The organism is Shimia haliotis, from assembly GCF_900114415.1.
Classification (GTDB): Bacteria; Pseudomonadota; Alphaproteobacteria; order Rhodobacterales; family Rhodobacteraceae; genus Shimia; species Shimia haliotis.
The window spans coordinates 382443-402197 of the sequence record NZ_FOSZ01000002.1; the positions used below are offsets into that span (position 1 = coordinate 382443).

Genomic DNA, 19755 nt, shown 5'->3' on the forward strand with positions numbered 1-19755 from the left:
TTGGTCTAGGTGAGCAGGTGAAAGGGGTGTTTGCCTCATATCGCTCAGCCGCCAACTTTTGGTTTGGCACCACCCGCACCCTCAATACGCCCCTCTTGCGCATTCCCGCACATCTGTCGCGCCCTGACGGCAGTTTCGCGCAGATCATCCCCGCCCTACCATGGAGCAAATCACAGGAGAGCCCCCATGAAGGCGACACACCCGCAAACCCGCATCGGCCATGTCCACCTCAAGGTCGCCGACCTTGACCGCGCGATTGCATTCTATTCCGGCGTTCTGGGCTTTGAGGTTCAGGCCCGCTATGGCAACGATGCCGCCTTTCTAGGCGCTGGCGGCTATCACCACCATATCGGGCTCAACACATGGTCCTCCAAAGGCGCCACCCCGCCCCCACCCGGCCACACCGGCCTCTTTCACACCGCTTTTCTGTACCCCAACCGCGCCGAATTGGCCGATGCTGTGAAGCGTGTGATCAACGCGGACTACGCCATAGAAGGAGCCTCTGATCACGGCGTGAGCGAGGCTGTCTACCTCACCGACCCTGACGGCAACGGCGTCGAGCTTTATTGCGACCGCGCCGAAGCCGACTGGCCGCGCAATCCCGATGGCTCGCTGGCGATGTATACCCGCCGCCTTGATCTGAACGCGCTCTTGGCCGATGCGGCCTGACACAGGCTGTCACAAAACTGAAACCCCCTTGTCACGAATCCGTTCTCAAGGCCCAATAAGGTTGTGCCAGCCCCGAACAGGGCCTGAGTAAACGCAAGCTTGGAGCCAGCAATGGACCATATCGACCAGACTTCCGACGACCTTGCTTTCGACGACATCGACGAGCTGATTTCTCCCCGCGCCGAGGAGATCGATTTTGACCGCGTGGTGGACACGGCGCTGTCCCGTCGTGGCTTTCTCGGCGGTGTGATGACCTTTGGCCTTGGCTCCTTCCTTGTCGGCACCACCGCGATGACTCGCAACGCGGGCGCTGTTGGCCAAACGCCGGCGGACCGTTTCGGCTTTGCTCAGGTGGCCGCCAACACGGATGACACCATCACACTGCCCGAAGGCTTTGAATGGGAACAGGTTGTGGCTTGGGGCGATCCGCTTTTTACCGACACCCCCGCTTTTGACGAAGCCACCCGCGGCACCGCCGCCACACAGGCCCGCGCCTTTGGCGACAACAACGACGGCATGTCGCTCTTCACCAAGGACGGCCGCACGGTGATGGCGGTGAACAACGAATACGCCAACCGCAAAATCATGTGGGGCAACAACGCGGACGGCAAACCTGCCTCCTCTGACGATATCGAAAAGGGCATGATGGCGCATGGTGTCTCGGTTTTCGAAGTGGCCCGCGACGACGCGGGCAACTGGCAGGTGGTTCTGGACAGCGACCTGAACCGCCGCATCACGCCCCAGACCGATATGGACCTGACCGGCCCTGCGGCAGGCCATGACCTTTTGAAAACCGCCGCCGATCCGTCTGGTATGGCCACCAAAGGCACATGGAACAATTGCGGCAACGGCGAAACGCCTTGGGGCACCTACCTGACCTGCGAAGAAAACTTCAACGGCTACTTCTCTGCCGCAGATGAGGCGCACGAAGTCTCTGCCGAACTCAAGCGCTACGGCGTGTCGTCCAAAGACTGGGGGTACGGCTGGGCCAAAGTGGACGACCGCTTTGACGTCGCACAAAACCCGAACGAGCCGAACCGCGCGGGCTATGTGGTCGAAATCGACCCGTTTGATCCGACCTCGACCCCGAAAAAGCGCACCGCTCTGGGCCGTTTCAAACACGAAAACGCCGCTGTGGTTCTGGCGCCTTCCGGTCACGCTGTGGTCTACTTGGGCGACGATGAGCGCGGCGAGTTCCTCTACAAATTTGTCTCTCACGGCATTTATGCCGCCAGCGGCGACAACTCTGATCTCTTGGAAAACGGCGACCTGTTTGTGGCCAAATTCCATGATGACATGCGTGGCGAATGGCTGGCGCTGACACCGGACACCACCGGCATGTCAGACGCCGAAATCCGCGTCCACACCCGTCAGGCCGCGTCCAAAGTTGGCGCGACGACCATGGACCGCCCTGAATGGGTGGCGGTGAACCCGACCAAAGCTGAGGCCTATGTTGCGCTCACCAACAACAAGAACCGCGGCAAGAAACCAAACGCCGGAGGCGATGACACCTCGGCAAACGGCCCCAACCCGCGCGTGAAAAACCACTACGGCCAAATCGCACGCTGGATGCCCGACAACGAAGATCACGCCGCCCAAGGCTTCAGTTGGAACCTCTTCGCGTTGGCGGGCAACCCCGATGTGCATGACGACGCCTATGCAGGCTCGGAAAACATCAACGCAGGCAACATGTTCAACTCGCCCGACGGCATGGCGTTTGACAGCACGGGTTTCTTGTGGATCCAGACCGACGGCAAATATTCCAACGAGGGCGATTTTGCCGGCATGGGCAACAACCAGATGCTCGCCGGCGACACCAACACCGGCGAAATCCGCCGGTTTTTGGTTGGCCCCAATGAATGCGAGGTCACAGGGCTGTGCTGGTCGCCGGACCGCCGCACCATGTTTGTCGGCATCCAGCACCCCGGCGAGAAAGGCAACAGCCACTTTCCTGGCGGCGGCACATCTCTGCCTCGCTCCGGCGTCTTCGCAATCCGGCGCACGGACGACGGCCTGATCGGCTAACCGCACTATTTGGGTGGAATACGCACCTAGCCCGGACAGCAAAAAGACGTTGGTTTCCGGTTCGCGCAGCGGTCACTTCGCCTTGGTGATCCATCACATCACAAATCGCGATACCTGCCCTCTGGACCTTCCCAAACGTCGGGCATACTCTCCGCGCCAGCGAGAGAGGGGAGTTTACTCAATGGCCACCGGCAAGAATATCCGCACCTATTTCAACGGCACATGGCATGACGGTGACACACCGATCATTTCGGCCGCCGACCATGGCGCGTGGCTTGGCTCCGGCGTGTTTGATGGCGCGCGGTTTGTGAACGGGCTGATACCGGATCTCGACAAACACTGCGCCCGCACCAACCGTTCCGCCGAAGCGTTGATGCTCACCCCTACGGTGTCCGCTGACGACATGGTCGAAATCGCGCTCGAAGGTCTCAAGGCCTACGACAAGGGCGCTGCAGTTTATATCCGCCCAATGTATTGGGGCATCGACGGCGACGCGACCGCGATTGTGCCCAGCGCTGACAGCACCGGCTTTGCGATCTGCCTCGAAGAAATTCCGATGGCGCCTGAAACCGCGTCGGCGACGCTCACCAAAACCCATTTCCGCCGCCCGACGCTGGATTGTGCGGTGGTGAATGCCAAGGCAGGCTGCCTGTATCCCAACAACGCCCGCATGCTGCGCGAAGCCCGCGCCAAGGGCTTTGGCAACGCGCTTGTGACCGACGCCATGGGCAATGTGGCTGAAACCGCCACCGCCAATATCTTTATGGTGCGCGACGGCGAGGTCTTTACGCCTGTGCCAAACGGCACCTTCCTGTCCGGCATCACCCGTGCGCGCCACATCGAAAACCTCAAGGCCGACGGGGTAGCAGTGCATGAAACCGTGCTGACCTATGCCGATTTTGAGGCGGCCGACGAGGTCTTTATGTCTGGTAACATGAACAAGGTGACTCCCGTGTCCGCCTTTGATGACCGCCAGTATCAAATCGGCCCTGTGACCCGCCGCGTGCGCGAGATGTATTGGGATTGGGCGGCATCTGCCTGACACCAAGGACCGGAAATCCAGACGCAAATGGCTCAAAGCCACACTGCAGCGTGCCAAGCCATTGTCTGAGCTGCGCCCCCGGTCCGGACAAAAGCGTGCCATCATCACACGCAAAACCTGTTGCGCCGCTTGTCCCTTCCCGCCAATATCGCGCAAACGGGAGAAACCTCATGCGTAAGTTCCTTGTTGTTCTGGACGAAAGTCGCGAATGCCTCAATGCTATGCGCTTTGCCGCAATGCGCGCTGCCAACACTGGCGGTGGGGTCAAAGTGCTGTCCGTCATCCCGCCCGAAGAATTCAACCACTGGATCGGTGTCAGCGGCCTGATGCGGGAAGAAGCCCGCGAACGGATCGAGGTCCACTTCGAGGTCTTTGCCAAATGGATGCGGGATCGTCAGGGAGTAGATCCTGAGTTGAAAATTCGCGAAGGCGAAGCGGTTAAGGAAATCCTCTCCGAGATCAGCGAAGATCAGGAAATCGGCGTTCTGGTTCTGGGCGCCAACAACGATCGCAAAGGCCCCGGCCCGCTTGTCACCCAGATGTCGCGCAGCTCCGGTTCTCTGCCCGTGCCAATGACCGTGGTGCCGGGTGACTTGAGCAAAGACCAACTCGAAGCCATCACCTAGGCAGACTTATGCCGCCAAGTTCTTTTTGCGCGACAATCGGCACCCCACACCTTAGAATCATTCTAATCCTTGACTTGCCGCCTGCAGAGGCGCATATCCATTCCTGATAGGAAAGGTCTGCCATATGTTTATTCAAACTGAATCCACGCCAAACCCGGCCACTTTGAAATTCTTGCCCGGTCAGACCGTGCTTGAGACAGGCACTGCCGATTTTCCAACCGCCGATGGGGCGTCCGCTTCCCCACTCGCCACCCGCATCTTTGCAGTGAATGGCGTTGCCGGTGTGTTTTTTGGCAATGACTTCGTGACCGTCACCAAAGGTGATGCGATCGAATGGGACCACATCAAGCCCTCCATTCTTGGCGCGATCATGGAACACTTCCAATCAGGCCAGCCGGTCATGGCAGGCGAAGCCACAGCGCCCTCCGGCCACGCCGAACATCACGGCGAAGATGGCGAGATCGTCGGCCAGATCAAAGAACTGCTCGACACCCGCGTCCGCCCTGCAGTGGCGCAAGACGGAGGCGACATTACCTTCCACGGCTTTGACCGCGGCGTTGTGTACCTGCACATGCAGGGCGCCTGCGCCGGTTGTCCGTCCTCCACGCTGACCTTGAAAATGGGCATCGAAAACCTGCTGCGTCACTACATTCCCGAAGTGACCGAGGTCCGTCCGGTTGCCGTCTAAGGCCGACACGACTGGAAAAATCACGGGACGGTGCTATTGTGGCGCCGTCCTTTTGCGTTCTGACACCCCGCCTGCGACGGTCGCCTATTGCCATTGCTCCGATTGCCGACGCTGGACCGGCGCGCCCCTGCCCGCATTTGCGGCCCTCAGCACCACTGACCTGCACACAAGTCCCGACCAAGGCGTCGGTGTTTCTCATTCCAAGGGCGTCACCCGCTGGAACTGTACCTCCTGCGGCTCACCTCTCATGGCACGGTTTGAGTATCTGCCCAATCAGGTCTATGTTCCCCTCGGCCTCCTAGATCAGGCCGCCGACCTGCCGCCCGCGCTGCACTGTCATGCCAACGCAGCCTATCCTTGGCTGCATGTTGACGACGACACACCGCGCATCACCGGCACCGCCCGGGACACTCTGAACGACACGTAAGGGACCATTCGTGACCACCGCCCCCTTGATCCTCGGCTTTGACACCTCCGGCCCGCATGTGTCCGCCGCACTATTGCGAGGCAACGAAACCCTCGCGCTCATCAGCGAAGACATGAAACGCGGCCAAGCCGAACGCCTTATGCCTATGCTCGAGGAAACCCTCGTTCAAGGTCAGGTCACTTGGGCCGATCTCTCCGCCATCGGCGTCGGCATCGGTCCCGGCAACTTCACCGGCATCCGCATTTCCGTCAGCGCGGCCCGTGGCCTCGCGCTCGGTTTGGCCATACCCGCAGTCGGGGTTTCCTCATTTGAGGCCACGTCGCTGGACGAAACTGCACCGCACATCGCCACCGTTCCGGCCCCACGAGAGCAGGTTTATGCGCTCGGCGAAGGTTTCCCCGACCCGAAACTCATACCTGCCACCGAGGTGAACGCAGCACTTGTCCGGTCGCTTTTGCCGCCAGATCAACTTGTCACCAACATCGCCCGCATCGCGGCGACCAAACACACCCAGTCGCCCCCACGCCCCGCGCCACTCTATATCAAACCCGCCGATGCGGCTCCGCCGCGTGACCCTGCTCCGGTCATCCTTTATGACTGACGCCGCCGCACTTGCCGCCATTCATGCCGCGGCCTTTGACAACACCCGCGCATGGTCGGCTGACGAGATTGCCTCCCTTTTGGATAGCCGCCTGACATTCGTCATCCACCAGCCCGAAGGGTTTGCCCTCGGTCGTGCGGTGGCCGATGAGGTCGAGCTTCTGACCCTTGCCGTCCACCCTGCCGCGCGGCGCCAAGGCCATGCGCGCGCGCTTCTTCTGGCGTTTGAAGACGAATCGGAAAATCGGGGTGCAGCCCGCGCATATCTGGAAGTCGCACAGGACAATATCGCCGCGCTTGCCCTCTACAAAGCGGCAGGCTACCAAACCACCGGCACCAGACCCGCTTACTATCGGCACAAGGACGGCAGCCAAATAGCTGCCAGCCTTATGGAAAAGGCGCTAAACTAGACGCAGGCCCGATTCGCCGACCAGTTTTTTGGCCAAATAGTCAAAAATCCGGTTGACCCCTTGGGACACTGTGGCCTTACTTGCACGATGATCCTTCGGGATTGAACCAATGGACCGGCAATACAAACGACCGATCCGCTCATATATGGGAGACATTCATGAGCCTCATGCACAAATTCCTCGGCGCAGCTGCAGCCGTTGCCCTCTCCGCAGGCGCAGCGCTGGCAGAACCGGCGCTGATCTTTGACCTTGGCGGCAAATTCGACAAATCGTTCAACGAAGCAGCCTTTGGTGGCGCGACCCGTTGGGCCGAAGAAACCGGCGGCACTTTCCGCGAAATCGAACTGCAGTCCGAAGCTCAGCGTGAACAGGCTCTGCGCCGTTTCGCCGAAGCTGGCGCAAACCCGATCGTCATGACCGGCTTTGCCTTCGGCAACGTTCTTTCCGAAGTCGCACCTGACTATCCTGACACCAAATTCGCCATCATCGACATGGTTGTGGATCAGCCCAACGTGCGCTCTGTTGTCTTCAACGAGCACGAAGGCTCCTACCTTGTTGGCATGATGGCCGCTCAGGCATCTAAATCCGGCACCGTTGGCTTCATCGGCGGCATGGACATCCCGCTGATCCGTAAGTTCGCTTGCGGCTACGTTCAGGGCGTCAAAGCCGTGAACCCCGACGCAACCGTGATCCAGAACATGACCGGCACCACGCCGGCCGCATGGAACGACCCGGTTAAAGGCTCCGAGCTGACCAAAGCGCAGATCGCGCAAGGCGCGGACGTTGTATACGCAGCGGCAGGCGGCACCGGCGTTGGTGTTCTGCAAACCGCAGCGGACGAAAACATCCTGTCGGTTGGTGTGGACAGCAACCAGAACCATCTGCACTCCGGCAAGGTTCTGACTTCCATGATGAAGCGCGTGGACAACGCGGTTTATGAAGCCATGACAGCCGGCGTTGATCTGGAAACCGGCTTCAACGTGATGGGCGTGGCCAACGGCGGCATCGATTACGCCATGGACGAGCACAACGCCTCCCTCGTGTCCGCAGACATGAAGGCGAAAGTGGACATGGCAAAAGATGCCATCGCTTCCGGTGAACTGGCCGTACACGACTACATGTCCGACAACACCTGCCCGGTGGAATAAGACGCGCAGCCCAACCCCGCGTTGGGTGTGAAAATCGGGGCCGTGCCATTGCGGCGCGGCCCCATCCACAAACAAAGGCCCGTCATGACAAACGCGATAGACGCATTCTTCGCCGCATGGGGCGAGGCTGTCTTGGACACACGCACCGACATGCTGCGCGGGTCGCTGTCCTCTGATGTCTCCTATGCAGACCCCCGCACGCCGGACCCGATCACAGACACTCAAGCCTTGATCGACTACGTCGGCATGTATTCGCAATATGCCTCCGGCGCTTCGGCGCATGTTGTGGCCTCAAGCGACACCGCAGGCACCACACGTGTGACCGTCGCTTTCCGCATGGCGGACGGCAACGAGCAACTTGGCCAATACTTCATCGAACTCGACGACCAATCCCGCATCACGCGCGCGGTTGGCTTCGCAGGACTCGGAGCACCTGAATGACCGCACCGGCAATTGAACTCAAAGGCATCTCCAAAGCCTTCGGCCCCGTTCAGGCCAACAAAGACATTTCCATCTCGGTCCAACCCGGCACAATTCACGGGATCATCGGCGAAAACGGCGCGGGGAAATCCACGCTGATGTCGATCCTCTACGGATTTTACAAAGCTGACGCGGGCGAGATTTTTATCAAGGGACAGAAAACACAGATCCCCGACAGCCAGCACGCTATCAAAGCGGGCATCGGCATGGTTTTCCAGCACTTCAAACTGGTGGAAAACTTCACCGTTCTGGAAAACATCATCCTCGGTGCCGAAGACGGCGCGATGTTGACCACCTCGCTGGGCAAAGCCCGCAAGGAGTTGAAGCATCTGGCGGATGAATACGGGCTCAACGTTGATCCCGACGCGGTGATCGAAAACCTCTCTGTGGGCCACCAACAGCGCGTCGAAATCCTCAAGGCGCTTTACCGCAAGGCCGAGATCCTGATTTTGGACGAACCGACGGGCGTTCTGACCCCCGCTGAGGCCGACCAGCTTTTCCGCATTCTCGACCGTCTGCGTGAAGAAGGCAAAACCATCATCCTGATCACGCACAAGCTGCGTGAAATCATGGACACCACCGACACCGTATCGGTGATGCGCCGCGGCGAGATGACAGCCACCGTCAAAACCTCCGAAACCTCGCCCGAGGAATTGGCCGAGCTTATGGTCGGCCGCAAGGTTCTGCTGCGCGTTGACAAAGTACCGGCGACCCCAGGCAAAACAGTTCTTGATGTCAAAGGCTTGCGGGTTGTGGACGAGAAAGGCGTGGAACGGGTCAAGGGCATCGACCTGACTGTGCGCGCCGGCGAAATTCTCGGCATTGCCGGTGTGGCCGGCAACGGTCAGTCCGAATTGCTTGAGGTTCTTGGCGGCTTTGCCGACGGCACCGGTGTGATCACCATGAACGGCACGGAAATTCCGCTCACGGGTCAAGGGGCCGACGGCCGCGCCCGCCGCGACGCCGGCATCAGCCACGTCCCCGAAGACCGCCAGCGCGAAGGCCTTATCATGGAGTATTCCGCATGGGAAAACACCGTATTCGGCTATCACCGCGACAAGGACCATCAATCGGGCATCCTGATGGACAACGCCGGTATTCAGGCCGAGGCTCAGGAAAAGATGGACCGTTTTGACGTGCGTCCTCCCAATCCGAAACTTGCGGCCAAGAACTTTTCCGGCGGCAACCAGCAAAAAATCGTTTTGGCGCGTGAAATCGAACGCAATCCGGACCTCTTGCTGATCGGACAACCCACCCGTGGCGTCGACATCGGCGCGATCGAATTTATCCACCAGCAAGTCGTCAACCTGCGCGATCAGGGCAAGGCGATCCTACTGGTTTCGGTGGAACTCGATGAGATCATGTCTCTGTCAGACCGCATCGCGGTCATGTTTGACGGTCACATCATGGGCGAGCGCGACCCCGCGCAAACCAACGAACGCGAACTCGGCCTCCTGATGGCCGGTATTACTGACACCTCCGCCGTCACCAACGGCGCTTCCGAGGAGGCTCTCAACGATGGATAAGATGCCAAAATGGGCCGACATCGTCCTGATCCCCGTCATTTCCCTGCTATTGGCGGCTTTTTTCTCGTCATTGGTTATTCTGGCCATCGGCGAAAGCCCGGTTGAGGCGTTCAAACTCATGGTTGACGGCGCGCTGATGCGATCCGCTGGCTGGGGGTATACGCTGTATTACGCCACCAACTTCATGTTCACCGGCCTTGCTGTGGCGGTTGCCTTCCACGCGCGGCTGTTCAACATCGGCGGCGAAGGTCAGGCGATGATCGCCGGCCTCGGCGTGGCGCTGGTGTGTCTTTACATTCCGTGGCCCCACTGGTCACTGGCGATCCTCGGCGCATCCGTAGGCGCGGCCCTCTTCGGCGCGCTCTGGGCGCTGATCCCCGCCTATCTGCAAGCCCGCCGTGGCAGCCATATCGTGATCACCACGATTATGTTCAACTTCATCGCGGCGGCCCTGCTGAACTACGTGCTTGTCGAACTTCTGCGCCCCGTCGGCGCAATGGACCCTGCCTCCGCCAAGTTCCCTGCCGGAACCCATCTGCCCACTTTCCAGGACATGTTCTCCACTGAGAGCAGCAAGATGTTCCGCGGCGCCCCTGCCAACGTGACATTCTTCCTCGCGCTGGCAGCCTGTGTCTTTGTCTGGCTTCTGATCTGGCGCACCCGTCTGGGCTATGAAATCCGCGCCTTCGGCCAATCCGAGACAGCCGCCAAATACGCGGGCATCAGCCCAGTGCGCATCACAGTTATCGCCATGCTGATCTCTGGCGCATTGGCGGGCATGATGGCTGTGAACACCACCATGGGCGAAAGCGAACGCCTGATCCTGAACGCCACCGAAGGCGCTGGTTTCATCGGCATCGCCGTGGCGCTTATGGGCCGCAATCACCCGCTGGGCGTATGTGTCGCCGCGATCCTGTTTGGCTTCCTCTATCAGGGCGGCGCCGAACTGGCTCTCTGGACCAACATCCCGCGCGAGCTGATTGTTGTGATCCAAGCCCTTGTGATCCTCTTCACAGGCGCTTTGGACAACATGGTCCGCGAACCGATTGAAAAACTCTTCATTGCTATGCGCCGGAGGAACGCCTGATGGAATTTCTCGATATCGTCCAACTTCTGGACACGTCCATCCGCCTCGGCACACCGCTGTTGTTTGCTTGTCTCGCAGGTCTGTTCTCTGAACGCTCAGGCGTCGTGGACATCGGTCTTGAAGGCAAAATGCTGATCGCCGCCTTCTTCTCGGCTGCAGCGGCCTTCTATACGGGCAACGCATGGCTTGGCCTGCTCGCAGGCATCGCCGCCTCTATGGTGCTCGCTGTTATCCACGGCCTCGCCTCGATCACTTTCCGCGGCAATCAGCTGATTTCCGGTGTGGCGATCAATTTTCTTGCGGCAGGCATGACCGTTCTGGTCGCGCAAAGCTGGTTCAAACAAGGCGGGCGCACTCCGCCCCTGACCGGCAATGGGCGCTTTGGCAACGTCGAGCTGCCTTTTGCCATCGGTCCCACCGAAGCCGAAGCTGCAGGACGCCCTCTCAGCCAGATGATCGGCGAGGCCGGCCCGATTCAACAGCTCTACTCCGAACTGATTTCCGGTCATTCGATCCTCGTTTATCTGGGTGTCCTGGCAGTTGTTGCAACATGGTGGATCCTCTTCCGCACCCGTTTCGGCCTGCGCTTGCGCGCTGTGGGTGAAAACCCCGCCGCAGTCGACACTGCTGGCGTGTCGGTCATCCAACTGCGTTACGCCGCAGTGCTGATCTGTGGTGTGCTCTGCGGTCTCGCTGGGGCTTACATGGCGACCTCGCTTCAGGCCGGTTTCGTAAAAGACATGACCGCAGGCCGTGGCTTCATCGCGCTCGCAGCGTTGATCTTTGCGAAATGGCGTCCTGTCTATGCGATGTGGGCTTGCCTGTTGTTCGGCTTTTTCCAAGCGCTTGAAACCCGCCCGGACCTGATCGAAGCGGTGATCGGCATGAAGGTGCAGATCCAGCTTCTTGGCGCCCTGCCCTACATCCTGACCGTGGTGATCCTCGCTGGCTTCATCGGCAAAGCGATCCCCCCAAAGGCCAGTGCAGAGCCCTACATCAAGGAACGCTGATCCTTACAAAGCCCCGCCTGATTGGCGGGGCTTTTATTATTCAGCCCGGTCACTCGCCGCGTTTGCGCAGCGTGTGACCAACTCCCACCCCTCAATAAGTCCAGTTTTCCATCACCTATCTGTCCTGCAAGCAATTTCTCCCTCTGCTGCGGTTGCAATCTGACGCCGTGTAAAGGTATCAAAAATATATGCAGATTTACCTTCCCATCGCCGAAGTCTCAGTGAATGCGTTTTTGCTTCTGGGCATGGGCGGCATGGTGGGAATCCTGTCCGGCATGTTCGGCGTCGGCGGCGGGTTCCTGATGACCCCGCTTCTATTCTTCATCGGCATCCCGCCAGCGGTTGCGGTGGCCACCGAAGCCAACCAGATCGTCGCCTCCTCCTTTTCCGGTGTCCTTGCCCACCTCAGGCGAAAAACCGTCGACCTTCGAATGGGCACCGTCCTATTGACCGGAGGCCTTGTCGGCGCAGCTTTTGGGGTCGTGATCTTTAACCACCTGAAGTCTCTTGGACAGGTCGATCTGCTGGTCAAACTCTGCTACGTGGTCTTTCTTGGTGTCATCGGCTCTTTGATGTTTGTCGAAAGCCTGAACGCCCTGCGCAAATCGCGCAACAATGTCCCGCCCTCCCGCAAGAAACACAACTGGATCCACGGCCTGCCGTTCAAGATGCGCTTCCGCGTGTCCGGCCTATATATCTCCGTGATCCCGCCCCTGATCGTCGGCGTCTTTGTCGGCATTCTCTCCGCCATCATGGGTGTTGGCGGCGGCTTTATCATGGTGCCCGCCATGATCTATCTGCTCGGTATGCCCACCAAGGTTGTTGTCGGCACCTCACTCTTTCAGATCATCTTTGTCACCGCCTTTACCACACTCTTGCACGCGACCACCAACTACACGGTAGATATCGCTCTTGCGGTGCTCCTGCTGATCGGCGGCGTAATCGGGGCCCAGATCGGCACGCGCCTTGGCACCTATCTCAAGGCCGAACAACTGCGCATACTTCTGGCGCTTCTGGTGATCCTCGTCTGTGCCAAGCTGGCACTGGATCTGCTGATCCAACCGACGGAATTGTTCTCCATCGGCGCCTCGGAGGGCCACTGATGCTTCTGCGCGCCGCCCTCTTCTTTCTTTGCATGCTGTCGCTGCCGCTGCGCGCTGAAGAAGTTGTGCTTGGTCTCAGTCAGGACAAAGTCGCGATCACAGCCACATTCGACGGCTCTGAAATCCTGATTTTTGGCGCCGTCAAACGCGAAGCTCCGATCCAGTCAGAGCCGCCGTTGCAAGTGGTGATCGCGGTGTCTGGTCCGAGCGGACCCGTCACTGTCCGACGCAAAGAACGCAAGTTGGGCATTTGGGTGAACACTGAATCGGTCGACGTTGACGCAGCGCCCAGTTTCTATGCGGTCGCAACATCCGCGCCTTTCTCCGAAGTCCTCTCCAATGTCGAGGATCAACGCCACAAGGTCTCGATCCCACGAGCGATCCGTTCCGTAGGCGCGCCGATGACCGTAAGCAATGCACAGTCCTTTTCCGAAGCCGTGATCCGCATTCGCAAATCCGAAGGCCTCTACCAAATGCTTGAGGGAGCCGTGCGATTTGACGAACAAACGCTTTTCCGCACATCCATTTCGATGCCTGCGAACCTGACCGAAGGCGACTATCCCATGCGCATTTTTCTGACGCGCAGCGGCAAGGTGGTGTCCACGTTCGAGACCGTGATAGACGTGAATAAGGTCGGCCTCGAAAGGGTTCTCTACGACCTCTCCCGTCAAAAACCCCTGCTCTACGGCCTCTTGTCCCTCGCGATCGCCATTGCCGCAGGCTGGGGCGCATCGGCCGCGTTCACGCTGCTCCGCAGAGGTTGAGCCCACCCCGTCTTTCGTGGCCCTTATGCGTTAACCGCGCCCGATAAAGGGCATCTTGGTCGCCATCACGGTCATGAACTGCACGTTCGCATCCAGCGGCAAGCCCGCCATATGCACCACCGACGATGCTGCCGAAGCCACATCCATCGTGGCCATCGGCGCTTTGCCATCAGCCACCAAAGCCTCGTTCAACCCTGCCACCATATCCGTGGCTGCATTGCCGATATCGATCTGTCCACAAGCGATATCAAAAGGCCGCCCATCCAGCGACAAAGTCCGCGTCAGGCCGGTGATCGCGTGTTTGCTCATGGTGTAGCAAACAGATCCCTCGCGCGGCACATGGGCCGACAAGCTGCCGTTGTTGATAATGCGGCCACCCTGCGGCATCTGTCTGCGCATCTGCGCAAAGGCTAGCTGCGCGGCGACAAACATGCCGCGCACGTTCACGTTCATCACCTCATCAAAGCCAGCCAGCGGTACCTCGTCGATCGAGCCTGCTGGCCCGAACAGCCCCGCATTGTTAAACAGCGCGTCAAGCCGACCCGCCTCGCCGACAAAGCGATCAAACGCCGCCGCCATGGCCGCCTCATCCCTCACATCAGCTTCCAGCACCACTGCCCTGTCATACCCCGCGGCTAGTTCTGCCAGTTTGGCGCCAGATCGCGCCAAAAGACCAACCTGCCAGCCCGCCTTCAGAAACATCTCCGCTGTTACGCGCCCTATGCCCTGACTGGCGCCTGTGATGATGATGCTTTTCATGACATGTCCTCCTGCGTTTCCAACGTCAGCGGCACCGGCGCCACCGCCAGATCGTCCACCCGCAAATCAAAAGTCGGCTTTGCCAGCCGGTTGCGCACAACCCAATAAAGTCGCTCGCTCGCCCGCGTGATCGCCACATAAGCAAGCCGTTTCCACAACGGCTGCCCCGCTTCGATCCGGTTCATACGCGCGGCCACAAACAGGTCCGGCGCAAAAACTTGCACGTTCTCCCACTGGCTGCCCTGCGCCTTGTGAATTGTCACCGCCGCCCCATGCAGGAACGTCGCTCCCATGCGAGCGGCAAAAGGAATAAACGGCTCTTCCTCATCCGGCTTTTCGATCTTCACGATCGACGCCGCCGACACGCGCGGATCTTCGGCCCCCATCACATGCAGACGAGAGAACCCCGGTTTGCGGCCAGGGCCGAGATACACCACCTGCGCGCCCTTGATCAGCCCGCGCGCCTCCAGATCAAGCCGCTTTTTGCGATGTTTGGCCGGCAATTCGATGCCGTCACAGATAAGTGGCTCACCCTCAAGCAACTCGTCCTCGGGGGCGAAATGCACCTGACGGAACGCATTGATCAACCGAATGCGCGTTGCATTGCGCCACACCAACACAGGGCTGCGCGCCATCAGGTCGACCTCGACCCGCTGCCCCAAAATGACGCGATCATCCAGCCGCGCCTTGTCCTCAATCATCCGCTCAAAATCCTGAAACGACAATTCCGGATCGGCCAAAGCATGGGCCAGATCAAGGATCGGGTTGTCGGCATCCTGCCGGTGAATACGTTCCAGATTGTAAACCGCCGGCGCGGGCAATTTATCAAACACCATCGCGCCCGATTGATTCACAGGAGCGAGCTGCGCCGGATCGCCAAACAGCACCAGCGTGCTGAAAATCTCTTTCAAATCATCGAATTGCTTGTCGTCCAGCATCGAGCTTTCATCGATAAAGCCGATGTCCAGCGGATCATCCCGCCGCTTCCAACCGGTGATGAAATCACTGCCACGCAACCCCGCAGCTGCCAAGGCACCGGGAATGGACTTATGCAGTTTGTAAAACTCCAACGCACGGTCCAGCGCCTCATCCGTGAGGCCTTCGATCTCCGGTCGCTCGCCATTTTCCGCAAGCCATTCCGCGATCTTCTCGTATTCAGGGTCATAAACCGGCGTATAGATAATTCGGTGAATGGTGGTCGCCGGCACGCCGCGCATCCGCAACACACTCGCCGCCTTGTTGGTCGGCGCCAGAACCGCCAGTGTGCGTTTGTCCTTCTTACGCTTGCCTTCATAGTCGCCCGACACGATGTCGACACCCGCATCTTCCAGTGCCTTCACCATCTCCGCCAACAAATGCGTCTTGCCCGATCCCGCTTTGCCAGTCACCGCGGCAACAGACACTTTTCCATCTCTGGGGGGATGCAGAATCCCCTCGTCTAAATCCACGCCAACGCCTTTCAGCAGGGCAGAAATATTGTCAAAGGCCTCGGCCTGATCATGGCTGAAAGTGAGTGCGTTTTCGGTCATGGCGCGACCCTATAGCGGGCGGCGAAAAGGGGCCAGCGGGTTTCTCGGGCGCACGTCCCAATTGTTGCCACTCCTCACTCTCCCCCCTCAACCGCCAAGCCGACAATCCGGCGTCAGCTGCTGCTTTTTACGGCAAAAGAATGCCTCCAACCTTTCGGCCAGAGGCACTCATCACGCCAACCCGCAAAGCTCACTTTGTGTTGGCATCCCACGCATCGCGCAAGGCTTCGCCGTCAGGGTGCGCCTTGGAGAATAGGATATGCATCGCAACCGAACGCAAAACGCCGGTCTTACCGATGCTCTGCTCTCCCTCGCCCAGCACATCGCGCACATAGGCTTCGCCTGCAATCTCGTTCTCGATCATCACATCCGCACGCCCCGCTTCCAGCAACCTCCAAGCCGCCTCAGTCGAGGTCACTGTGTGCATCTCCACGCCGGCGTCAGCGAACGCCTTTTCATACCAATAGCCAGCGAGCCCAACAGGTTTCAGCCCTAACTCTTTAACTTCGCTGATCGAATTCACGGACAACCCGTTTGGATGCTTGGATTTGCTGTAGAAGAACACGTCATAATGCTCCTCCAGAGGCTCTTGCGGAAAATGGAAATCCGCCCCTCGTTCATCGGTATAGGACCATGAGAAAGTGGCGACATAATCACCCTTTTTGGCCAATTCATAAGACCGCTTCCATGGCATGTATTCCAGCTCGATGTCATAGCCCGCAGCCTTCATAACTTCACGCACGCGCTTGGTATGTGTTCCGTTGTCCGGCAAGGCCTCTCCAATGTAAGGAGCCCAATCTCCCGCCGCGATGGTGATCGTTTCAGCCTGCACACTCGAGGCCATTCCCACCGACAAGAAAAATGCAGAAATCAAGTAACCAGTCTTCATGACTTACTCCATAGGTTATTCCGCCAAACTCATAGAGAAGACTGATTGACACGAGATGAACTCCTGAACGCAGGGGAACCACAAGTTGCCCTCCCCCAACAAAAAACCCCCGAGCCTTGCGACCCGGGGGTAAGTCAAAAAACGGGGGAAACCGTTCAGACCAATTTCATGTGGCTCACTTGCCAGCCTCAAGCACGTCTTCCAGCGTGCGCAGGCCAGTTTTCGGCGCTTGCACCAGAACCGACATATTGCCCGGCTTGTGCTCGTTGCGCAGCATCTTCATGTGCGCGTCCGGCAGTTCCGCCCAAGGGAAGACTTCGGACATGCACGGGTCCAGACGACGCTCAACCATCAGCTTGTTGGCGGAGGCCGCCTGCTTCAGGTGGGCAAAGTGGGAGCCCTGCAGACGCTTCTGGTGCATCCACATGTAACGCACGTCGAATGTGCAGTTGAAACCGGAGGTGCCGGCGCAGATCACAACCATGCCGCCCTTTTTCACAACAAAGGTGGACACAGGGAAGGTTGCCTCGCCTGGGTGTTCAAACACCATATCGACGTTCACGCCTTTGCCGGTGATGTCCCAGATCGCCTTGCCGAACTTACGCGCCTCTTTGAACCACTCCGCATATTCCGGAGTGTTCACGGTGGGCAGTTGGCCCCAGCAGTTGAAGTCCTTGCGGTTCAGAACGCCTTTGGCGCCCAGCCCCATCACAAAGTCACGCTTGTCTTCATCCGAGATCACACCAATCGCGTTGGCACCTGCGGTGTTGATCAGCTGGATCGCATAGGAGCCCAGACCACCGGATGCGCCCCAAACCAGAACGTTCTGGCCCGGCTTCAGGTCATGCGGCTCGTGGCCGAACAGCATGCGGTACGCAGTCGCCAGCGTCAGCGTGTAACACGCGCTCTCTTCCCAAGTCAGGTGCTTGGGACGCGGCATCAGCTGCTGTGCCTGTACACGGGTGAACTGCGAGAACGACCCGTCCGGTGTTTCATAACCCCAGATACGCTGGCTGTCGGAATACATCGGATCGCCGCCGTTGCACTCTTCGTCGTCGCCGTCATCCTGGTTGCAGTGGATCACAACTTCGTCGCCCACTTTCCAGCGCTTCACCTTGTCGCCCACGGCCCACACGATGCCCGAGGCATCGGAACCGGCGATGTGATACGGCTGCTTGTGCACGTCAAACATCGAAACAGGCACGCCCAGACCGGCCCAAACGCCGTTGTAGTTCACGCCCGCGGCCATCACGAGGACCAGCACTTCATGGCTGTCCAGCGTCGGCACGTCGACCACTTCCTGCAACATCGCCTTGTTCGGCTCGCCCTGACGCTCACGGCGGATCGCCCAGGCATACATCTGTTTCGGCACATGGCCCATCGGAGGCATTTCACCGACTTCATAAAGGTCTTTTTTCGGAGCGTCATAAGACGCGATTGCGCTTTCGGTATCCAAGGCCATCGTGCCCTCCAGCTGTTCATGTTGCCGCGATGCAGAATCGCGTTCCCTGACCATGAAATATCTACGGGACGGTAATATTGCAACCGCATTTGATCTGGTTTTGAAATTTTATAACCCAGCAGTCGCAGCAAAAATGCTGCAATTGCACAATCACCTCAGCAAATGGGTGATCGAATTGGCATAAAAAGAAAGCAGATCACGCCGGTCTGGGATCGCTTCGAAGCTTCCGTTCCTACGGACAATGACGCGGCGTTCCTCCAGAATTCGTATGCCCACCTCCGCCGCATAACTCAGGTCATCGCGCGGCAAATGCACATGCTCAGGGCGCAACTCCTTCAGCCAGCCGTCATAGGCCGCCTCAATTGCCGCCCGACTGATCGGACCGTCATGTGCCTGAACAATCGCAGCCACCATCGGCGCCGGCAGCACCGGCACCACCTCATTGATGCCCGACATCAGCCTCTCGGCAAGCGGTTCAGCCACCTCTCCCTCATGGCTCTTTACAAACTCCGACAACGACACCGGGCTTCCAAAGCTTACGGCCGCATAGCCAAACTTGTGATAGCGCCCGCGCATACGCAGCCAGATTTGTTTGAAGAAAAAACCGACAATCACGCTGATCTTCGCGTCAAACCGCCGCCCACCCGAGGCATTGGCATTGATCAAAATCCGATCCTCCAGAACACGATCATAGTTCAGGGCCACCGGCACAAACACCACGTCCCGCCCCTCGGACTCAAACGGATCGGTGATGTACTTCAGCAATCCCAGCTTGGGCAGCTGAGGCGCGCCATCAAGGCTCAACCCGCCTTCGGGGAACATCGCCTGCGTCACGCCGCCCTGCGTCGCCAGCCTCACATAGGCCGCCAGAACCTTGCGATACAAGGCGTTGCGCGATTTGCGACGGATAAAGTAGGCCCCCATCGCCTTGATCAGACGCGACAATGGCCAGACCCGCGCCCATTCACCCACCGCATAGGCCAAGGCCGATCTCTGCGCCGCAAGATAGGTCACAAGCACGTAATCCATGTTGCTGCGGTGGTTGATCACAAACACCACCGTTGCATCCTTTGAAATGGCGTTGATCCCATCCTCGTCAAAATGCACCAACCGTACGCGATACAAAGCGCGGCTAATGAACCGCGCCAGCCGAATGGCAAATCCGAAATAGGCAGATGCCGAAAACGACGGCACGATCTCGCGGGCGTACCGCTTGGCTTCCTCAAAGGCCACGTTTTCCGGAATACCTTCTTCCGCCGCATGCTCCGTGACCGCCTGTGCCACATCGGGTTGGTAAATAAGCCGCTGGATCATGTCATGCCGACGCGCCAGCTTGAACGGCTCAATCGGCCGCTCCAACCGCTCGTTCAATCGCGACACCGCCTTCTCCATCCGTCGCCGGAAGAACCAGCGCACCGATGGGAACAAAAGATGGCTGGCCGCTGTCACCGCTGCAAACAGCAGGATCAGGATAAACAGCCAAACAGGTAACTCGACAGTCTGCGTCATGG

20 protein-coding genes are annotated in these 19755 nt (G+C 59.0%); 15 read left to right on the forward strand and 5 right to left on the reverse strand.

What is annotated here, in order from left to right:
* Positions 1-186 precede the first annotated feature (186 nt).
* The 15 genes from BM069_RS07265 (at position 187) to BM069_RS07335 (ending at position 13605) form a co-directional block, all read left to right on the forward strand.
* Complete coding sequence (locus BM069_RS07265; protein WP_093322297.1) at positions 187-669, forward strand: VOC family protein; 483 nt, start codon at positions 187-189, stop codon at positions 667-669.
* A gap of 111 nt (positions 670-780) precedes the next feature.
* On the forward strand, positions 781-2694 hold the full coding sequence (locus BM069_RS07270; protein ID WP_093322299.1) for a PhoX family protein: 1914 nt from the start codon (positions 781-783) through the stop codon (positions 2692-2694).
* A gap of 181 nt (positions 2695-2875) precedes the next feature.
* Positions 2876-3736, forward strand: coding sequence for a branched-chain amino acid aminotransferase (locus BM069_RS07275; RefSeq protein ID WP_093322302.1), 861 nt, complete (start codon positions 2876-2878; stop codon positions 3734-3736).
* 170 nt (positions 3737-3906) lie between these two features.
* Complete coding sequence (locus BM069_RS07280) at positions 3907-4362, forward strand: universal stress protein (RefSeq protein ID WP_093322304.1); 456 nt, start codon at positions 3907-3909, stop codon at positions 4360-4362.
* Between the two features lie 124 nt (positions 4363-4486).
* Positions 4487-5050, forward strand: a complete 564-nt coding sequence (locus BM069_RS07285) for a NifU family protein (RefSeq protein WP_093322307.1) — start codon at positions 4487-4489, stop codon at positions 5048-5050.
* Positions 5040-5477, forward strand: a complete 438-nt coding sequence (locus BM069_RS07290; RefSeq protein WP_483151463.1) for a GFA family protein — start codon at positions 5040-5042, stop codon at positions 5475-5477. Before BM069_RS07285 ends, BM069_RS07290 begins: the two co-directional genes overlap by 11 nt.
* A 10-nt stretch (positions 5478-5487) precedes the next feature.
* Positions 5488-6078: a tRNA (adenosine(37)-N6)-threonylcarbamoyltransferase complex dimerization subunit type 1 TsaB gene (tsaB, locus tag BM069_RS07295; RefSeq protein ID WP_093322310.1), complete on the forward strand. Its 591-nt coding sequence runs from the start codon at positions 5488-5490 to the stop codon at positions 6076-6078.
* Positions 6071-6487, forward strand: a complete 417-nt coding sequence (locus tag BM069_RS07300) for a GNAT family N-acetyltransferase (protein ID WP_093322312.1) — start codon at positions 6071-6073, stop codon at positions 6485-6487. Before tsaB ends, BM069_RS07300 begins: the two co-directional genes overlap by 8 nt.
* Before the next feature lie 158 nt (positions 6488-6645).
* A complete protein-coding gene (locus BM069_RS07305; RefSeq protein WP_093322315.1) occupies positions 6646-7635 on the forward strand; it encodes a BMP family lipoprotein in 990 nt (329 codons plus the stop codon).
* An 84-nt stretch (positions 7636-7719) separates the two neighbouring features.
* A complete protein-coding gene (locus BM069_RS07310; protein ID WP_139216163.1) occupies positions 7720-8076 on the forward strand; it encodes a molecular chaperone GroEL in 357 nt (118 codons plus the stop codon).
* Positions 8073-9641, forward strand: a complete 1569-nt coding sequence (locus BM069_RS07315; protein ID WP_093322320.1) for an ABC transporter ATP-binding protein — start codon at positions 8073-8075, stop codon at positions 9639-9641. Before BM069_RS07310 ends, BM069_RS07315 begins: the two co-directional genes overlap by 4 nt.
* The gene (locus BM069_RS07320) at positions 9634-10728 is read left to right on the forward strand and encodes an ABC transporter permease (RefSeq protein WP_093322322.1); all 1095 of its coding nucleotides are present in this window, start codon (positions 9634-9636) and stop codon (positions 10726-10728) included. The genes BM069_RS07315 and BM069_RS07320 overlap by 8 nt, the downstream gene beginning before the upstream one ends.
* On the forward strand, positions 10728-11738 hold the full coding sequence (locus BM069_RS07325; protein ID WP_093322325.1) for an ABC transporter permease: 1011 nt from the start codon (positions 10728-10730) through the stop codon (positions 11736-11738). Before BM069_RS07320 ends, BM069_RS07325 begins: the two co-directional genes overlap by 1 nt.
* Before the next feature lie 188 nt (positions 11739-11926).
* Positions 11927-12841 (forward strand): sulfite exporter TauE/SafE family protein, encoded by a 915-nt coding sequence (locus BM069_RS07330; protein WP_093322328.1) that lies wholly within the window; start codon positions 11927-11929, stop codon positions 12839-12841.
* Positions 12841-13605 (forward strand): TIGR02186 family protein, encoded by a 765-nt coding sequence (locus BM069_RS07335; protein WP_093322330.1) that lies wholly within the window; start codon positions 12841-12843, stop codon positions 13603-13605. The genes BM069_RS07330 and BM069_RS07335 overlap by 1 nt, the downstream gene beginning before the upstream one ends.
* Before the next feature lie 30 nt (positions 13606-13635).
* Here the strand turns inward: BM069_RS07335 and BM069_RS07340 are convergent, their stop codons facing one another.
* The 5 genes from BM069_RS07340 to BM069_RS07360 all read right to left on the reverse strand — a co-directional run bounded on the left by BM069_RS07340 (position 13636) and on the right by BM069_RS07360 (position 19753).
* Complete coding sequence (locus BM069_RS07340) at positions 13636-14364, reverse strand: SDR family oxidoreductase (RefSeq protein ID WP_093322333.1); 729 nt, start codon at positions 14362-14364, stop codon at positions 13636-13638.
* The gene (locus BM069_RS07345) at positions 14361-15893 is read right to left on the reverse strand and encodes an ATP-dependent DNA helicase (RefSeq protein ID WP_093322336.1); all 1533 of its coding nucleotides are present in this window, start codon (positions 15891-15893) and stop codon (positions 14361-14363) included. Before BM069_RS07345 ends, BM069_RS07340 begins: the two co-directional genes overlap by 4 nt.
* A gap of 190 nt (positions 15894-16083) precedes the next feature.
* Positions 16084-16782, reverse strand: coding sequence for a substrate-binding periplasmic protein (locus tag BM069_RS07350; RefSeq protein WP_093322338.1), 699 nt, complete (start codon positions 16780-16782; stop codon positions 16084-16086).
* 175 nt (positions 16783-16957) lie between these two features.
* Positions 16958-18244, reverse strand: a complete 1287-nt coding sequence (ccrA, locus tag BM069_RS07355; protein WP_093322838.1) for a crotonyl-CoA carboxylase/reductase — start codon at positions 18242-18244, stop codon at positions 16958-16960.
* Between the two features lie 150 nt (positions 18245-18394).
* Positions 18395-19753: a 1-acyl-sn-glycerol-3-phosphate acyltransferase gene (locus BM069_RS07360; protein WP_093322839.1), complete on the reverse strand. Its 1359-nt coding sequence runs from the start codon at positions 19751-19753 to the stop codon at positions 18395-18397.
* Positions 19754-19755 lie beyond the last annotated feature (2 nt).

Bases quoted from the DNA above. Each gene is read 5' to 3' on its own strand.
- BM069_RS07325 (WP_093322325.1), top strand. From the start codon at position 10,728: ATGGAATTTCTCGATATCGTCCAACTTCTGGACACGTCCATCCGCCTC.
- BM069_RS07265 (WP_093322297.1), top strand. From the start codon at position 187: ATGAAGGCGACACACCCGCAAACCCGCATCGGCCATGTCCACCTCAAG.
- BM069_RS07350 (WP_093322338.1), bottom strand. From the start codon at position 16,782: ATGAAGACTGGTTACTTGATTTCTGCATTTTTCTTGTCGGTGGGAATG.
- BM069_RS07270 (WP_093322299.1), top strand. From the start codon at position 781: ATGGACCATATCGACCAGACTTCCGACGACCTTGCTTTCGACGACATC.
- ccrA (WP_093322838.1), bottom strand. From the start codon at position 18,244: ATGGCCTTGGATACCGAAAGCGCAATCGCGTCTTATGACGCTCCGAAA.
- BM069_RS07285 (WP_093322307.1), top strand. From the start codon at position 4,487: ATGTTTATTCAAACTGAATCCACGCCAAACCCGGCCACTTTGAAATTC.
- BM069_RS07275 (WP_093322302.1), top strand. From the start codon at position 2,876: ATGGCCACCGGCAAGAATATCCGCACCTATTTCAACGGCACATGGCAT.
- BM069_RS07305 (WP_093322315.1), top strand. From the start codon at position 6,646: ATGAGCCTCATGCACAAATTCCTCGGCGCAGCTGCAGCCGTTGCCCTC.
- BM069_RS07315 (WP_093322320.1), top strand. From the start codon at position 8,073: ATGACCGCACCGGCAATTGAACTCAAAGGCATCTCCAAAGCCTTCGGC.
- BM069_RS07310 (WP_139216163.1), top strand. From the start codon at position 7,720: ATGACAAACGCGATAGACGCATTCTTCGCCGCATGGGGCGAGGCTGTC.
- BM069_RS07360 (WP_093322839.1), bottom strand. From the start codon at position 19,753: ATGACGCAGACTGTCGAGTTACCTGTTTGGCTGTTTATCCTGATCCTG.
- BM069_RS07345 (WP_093322336.1), bottom strand. From the start codon at position 15,893: ATGACCGAAAACGCACTCACTTTCAGCCATGATCAGGCCGAGGCCTTT.
- BM069_RS07320 (WP_093322322.1), top strand. From the start codon at position 9,634: ATGGATAAGATGCCAAAATGGGCCGACATCGTCCTGATCCCCGTCATT.
- BM069_RS07300 (WP_093322312.1), top strand. From the start codon at position 6,071: ATGACTGACGCCGCCGCACTTGCCGCCATTCATGCCGCGGCCTTTGAC.
- BM069_RS07335 (WP_093322330.1), top strand. From the start codon at position 12,841: ATGCTTCTGCGCGCCGCCCTCTTCTTTCTTTGCATGCTGTCGCTGCCG.
- BM069_RS07280 (WP_093322304.1), top strand. From the start codon at position 3,907: ATGCGTAAGTTCCTTGTTGTTCTGGACGAAAGTCGCGAATGCCTCAAT.
- BM069_RS07340 (WP_093322333.1), bottom strand. From the start codon at position 14,364: ATGAAAAGCATCATCATCACAGGCGCCAGTCAGGGCATAGGGCGCGTA.
- BM069_RS07330 (WP_093322328.1), top strand. From the start codon at position 11,927: ATGCAGATTTACCTTCCCATCGCCGAAGTCTCAGTGAATGCGTTTTTG.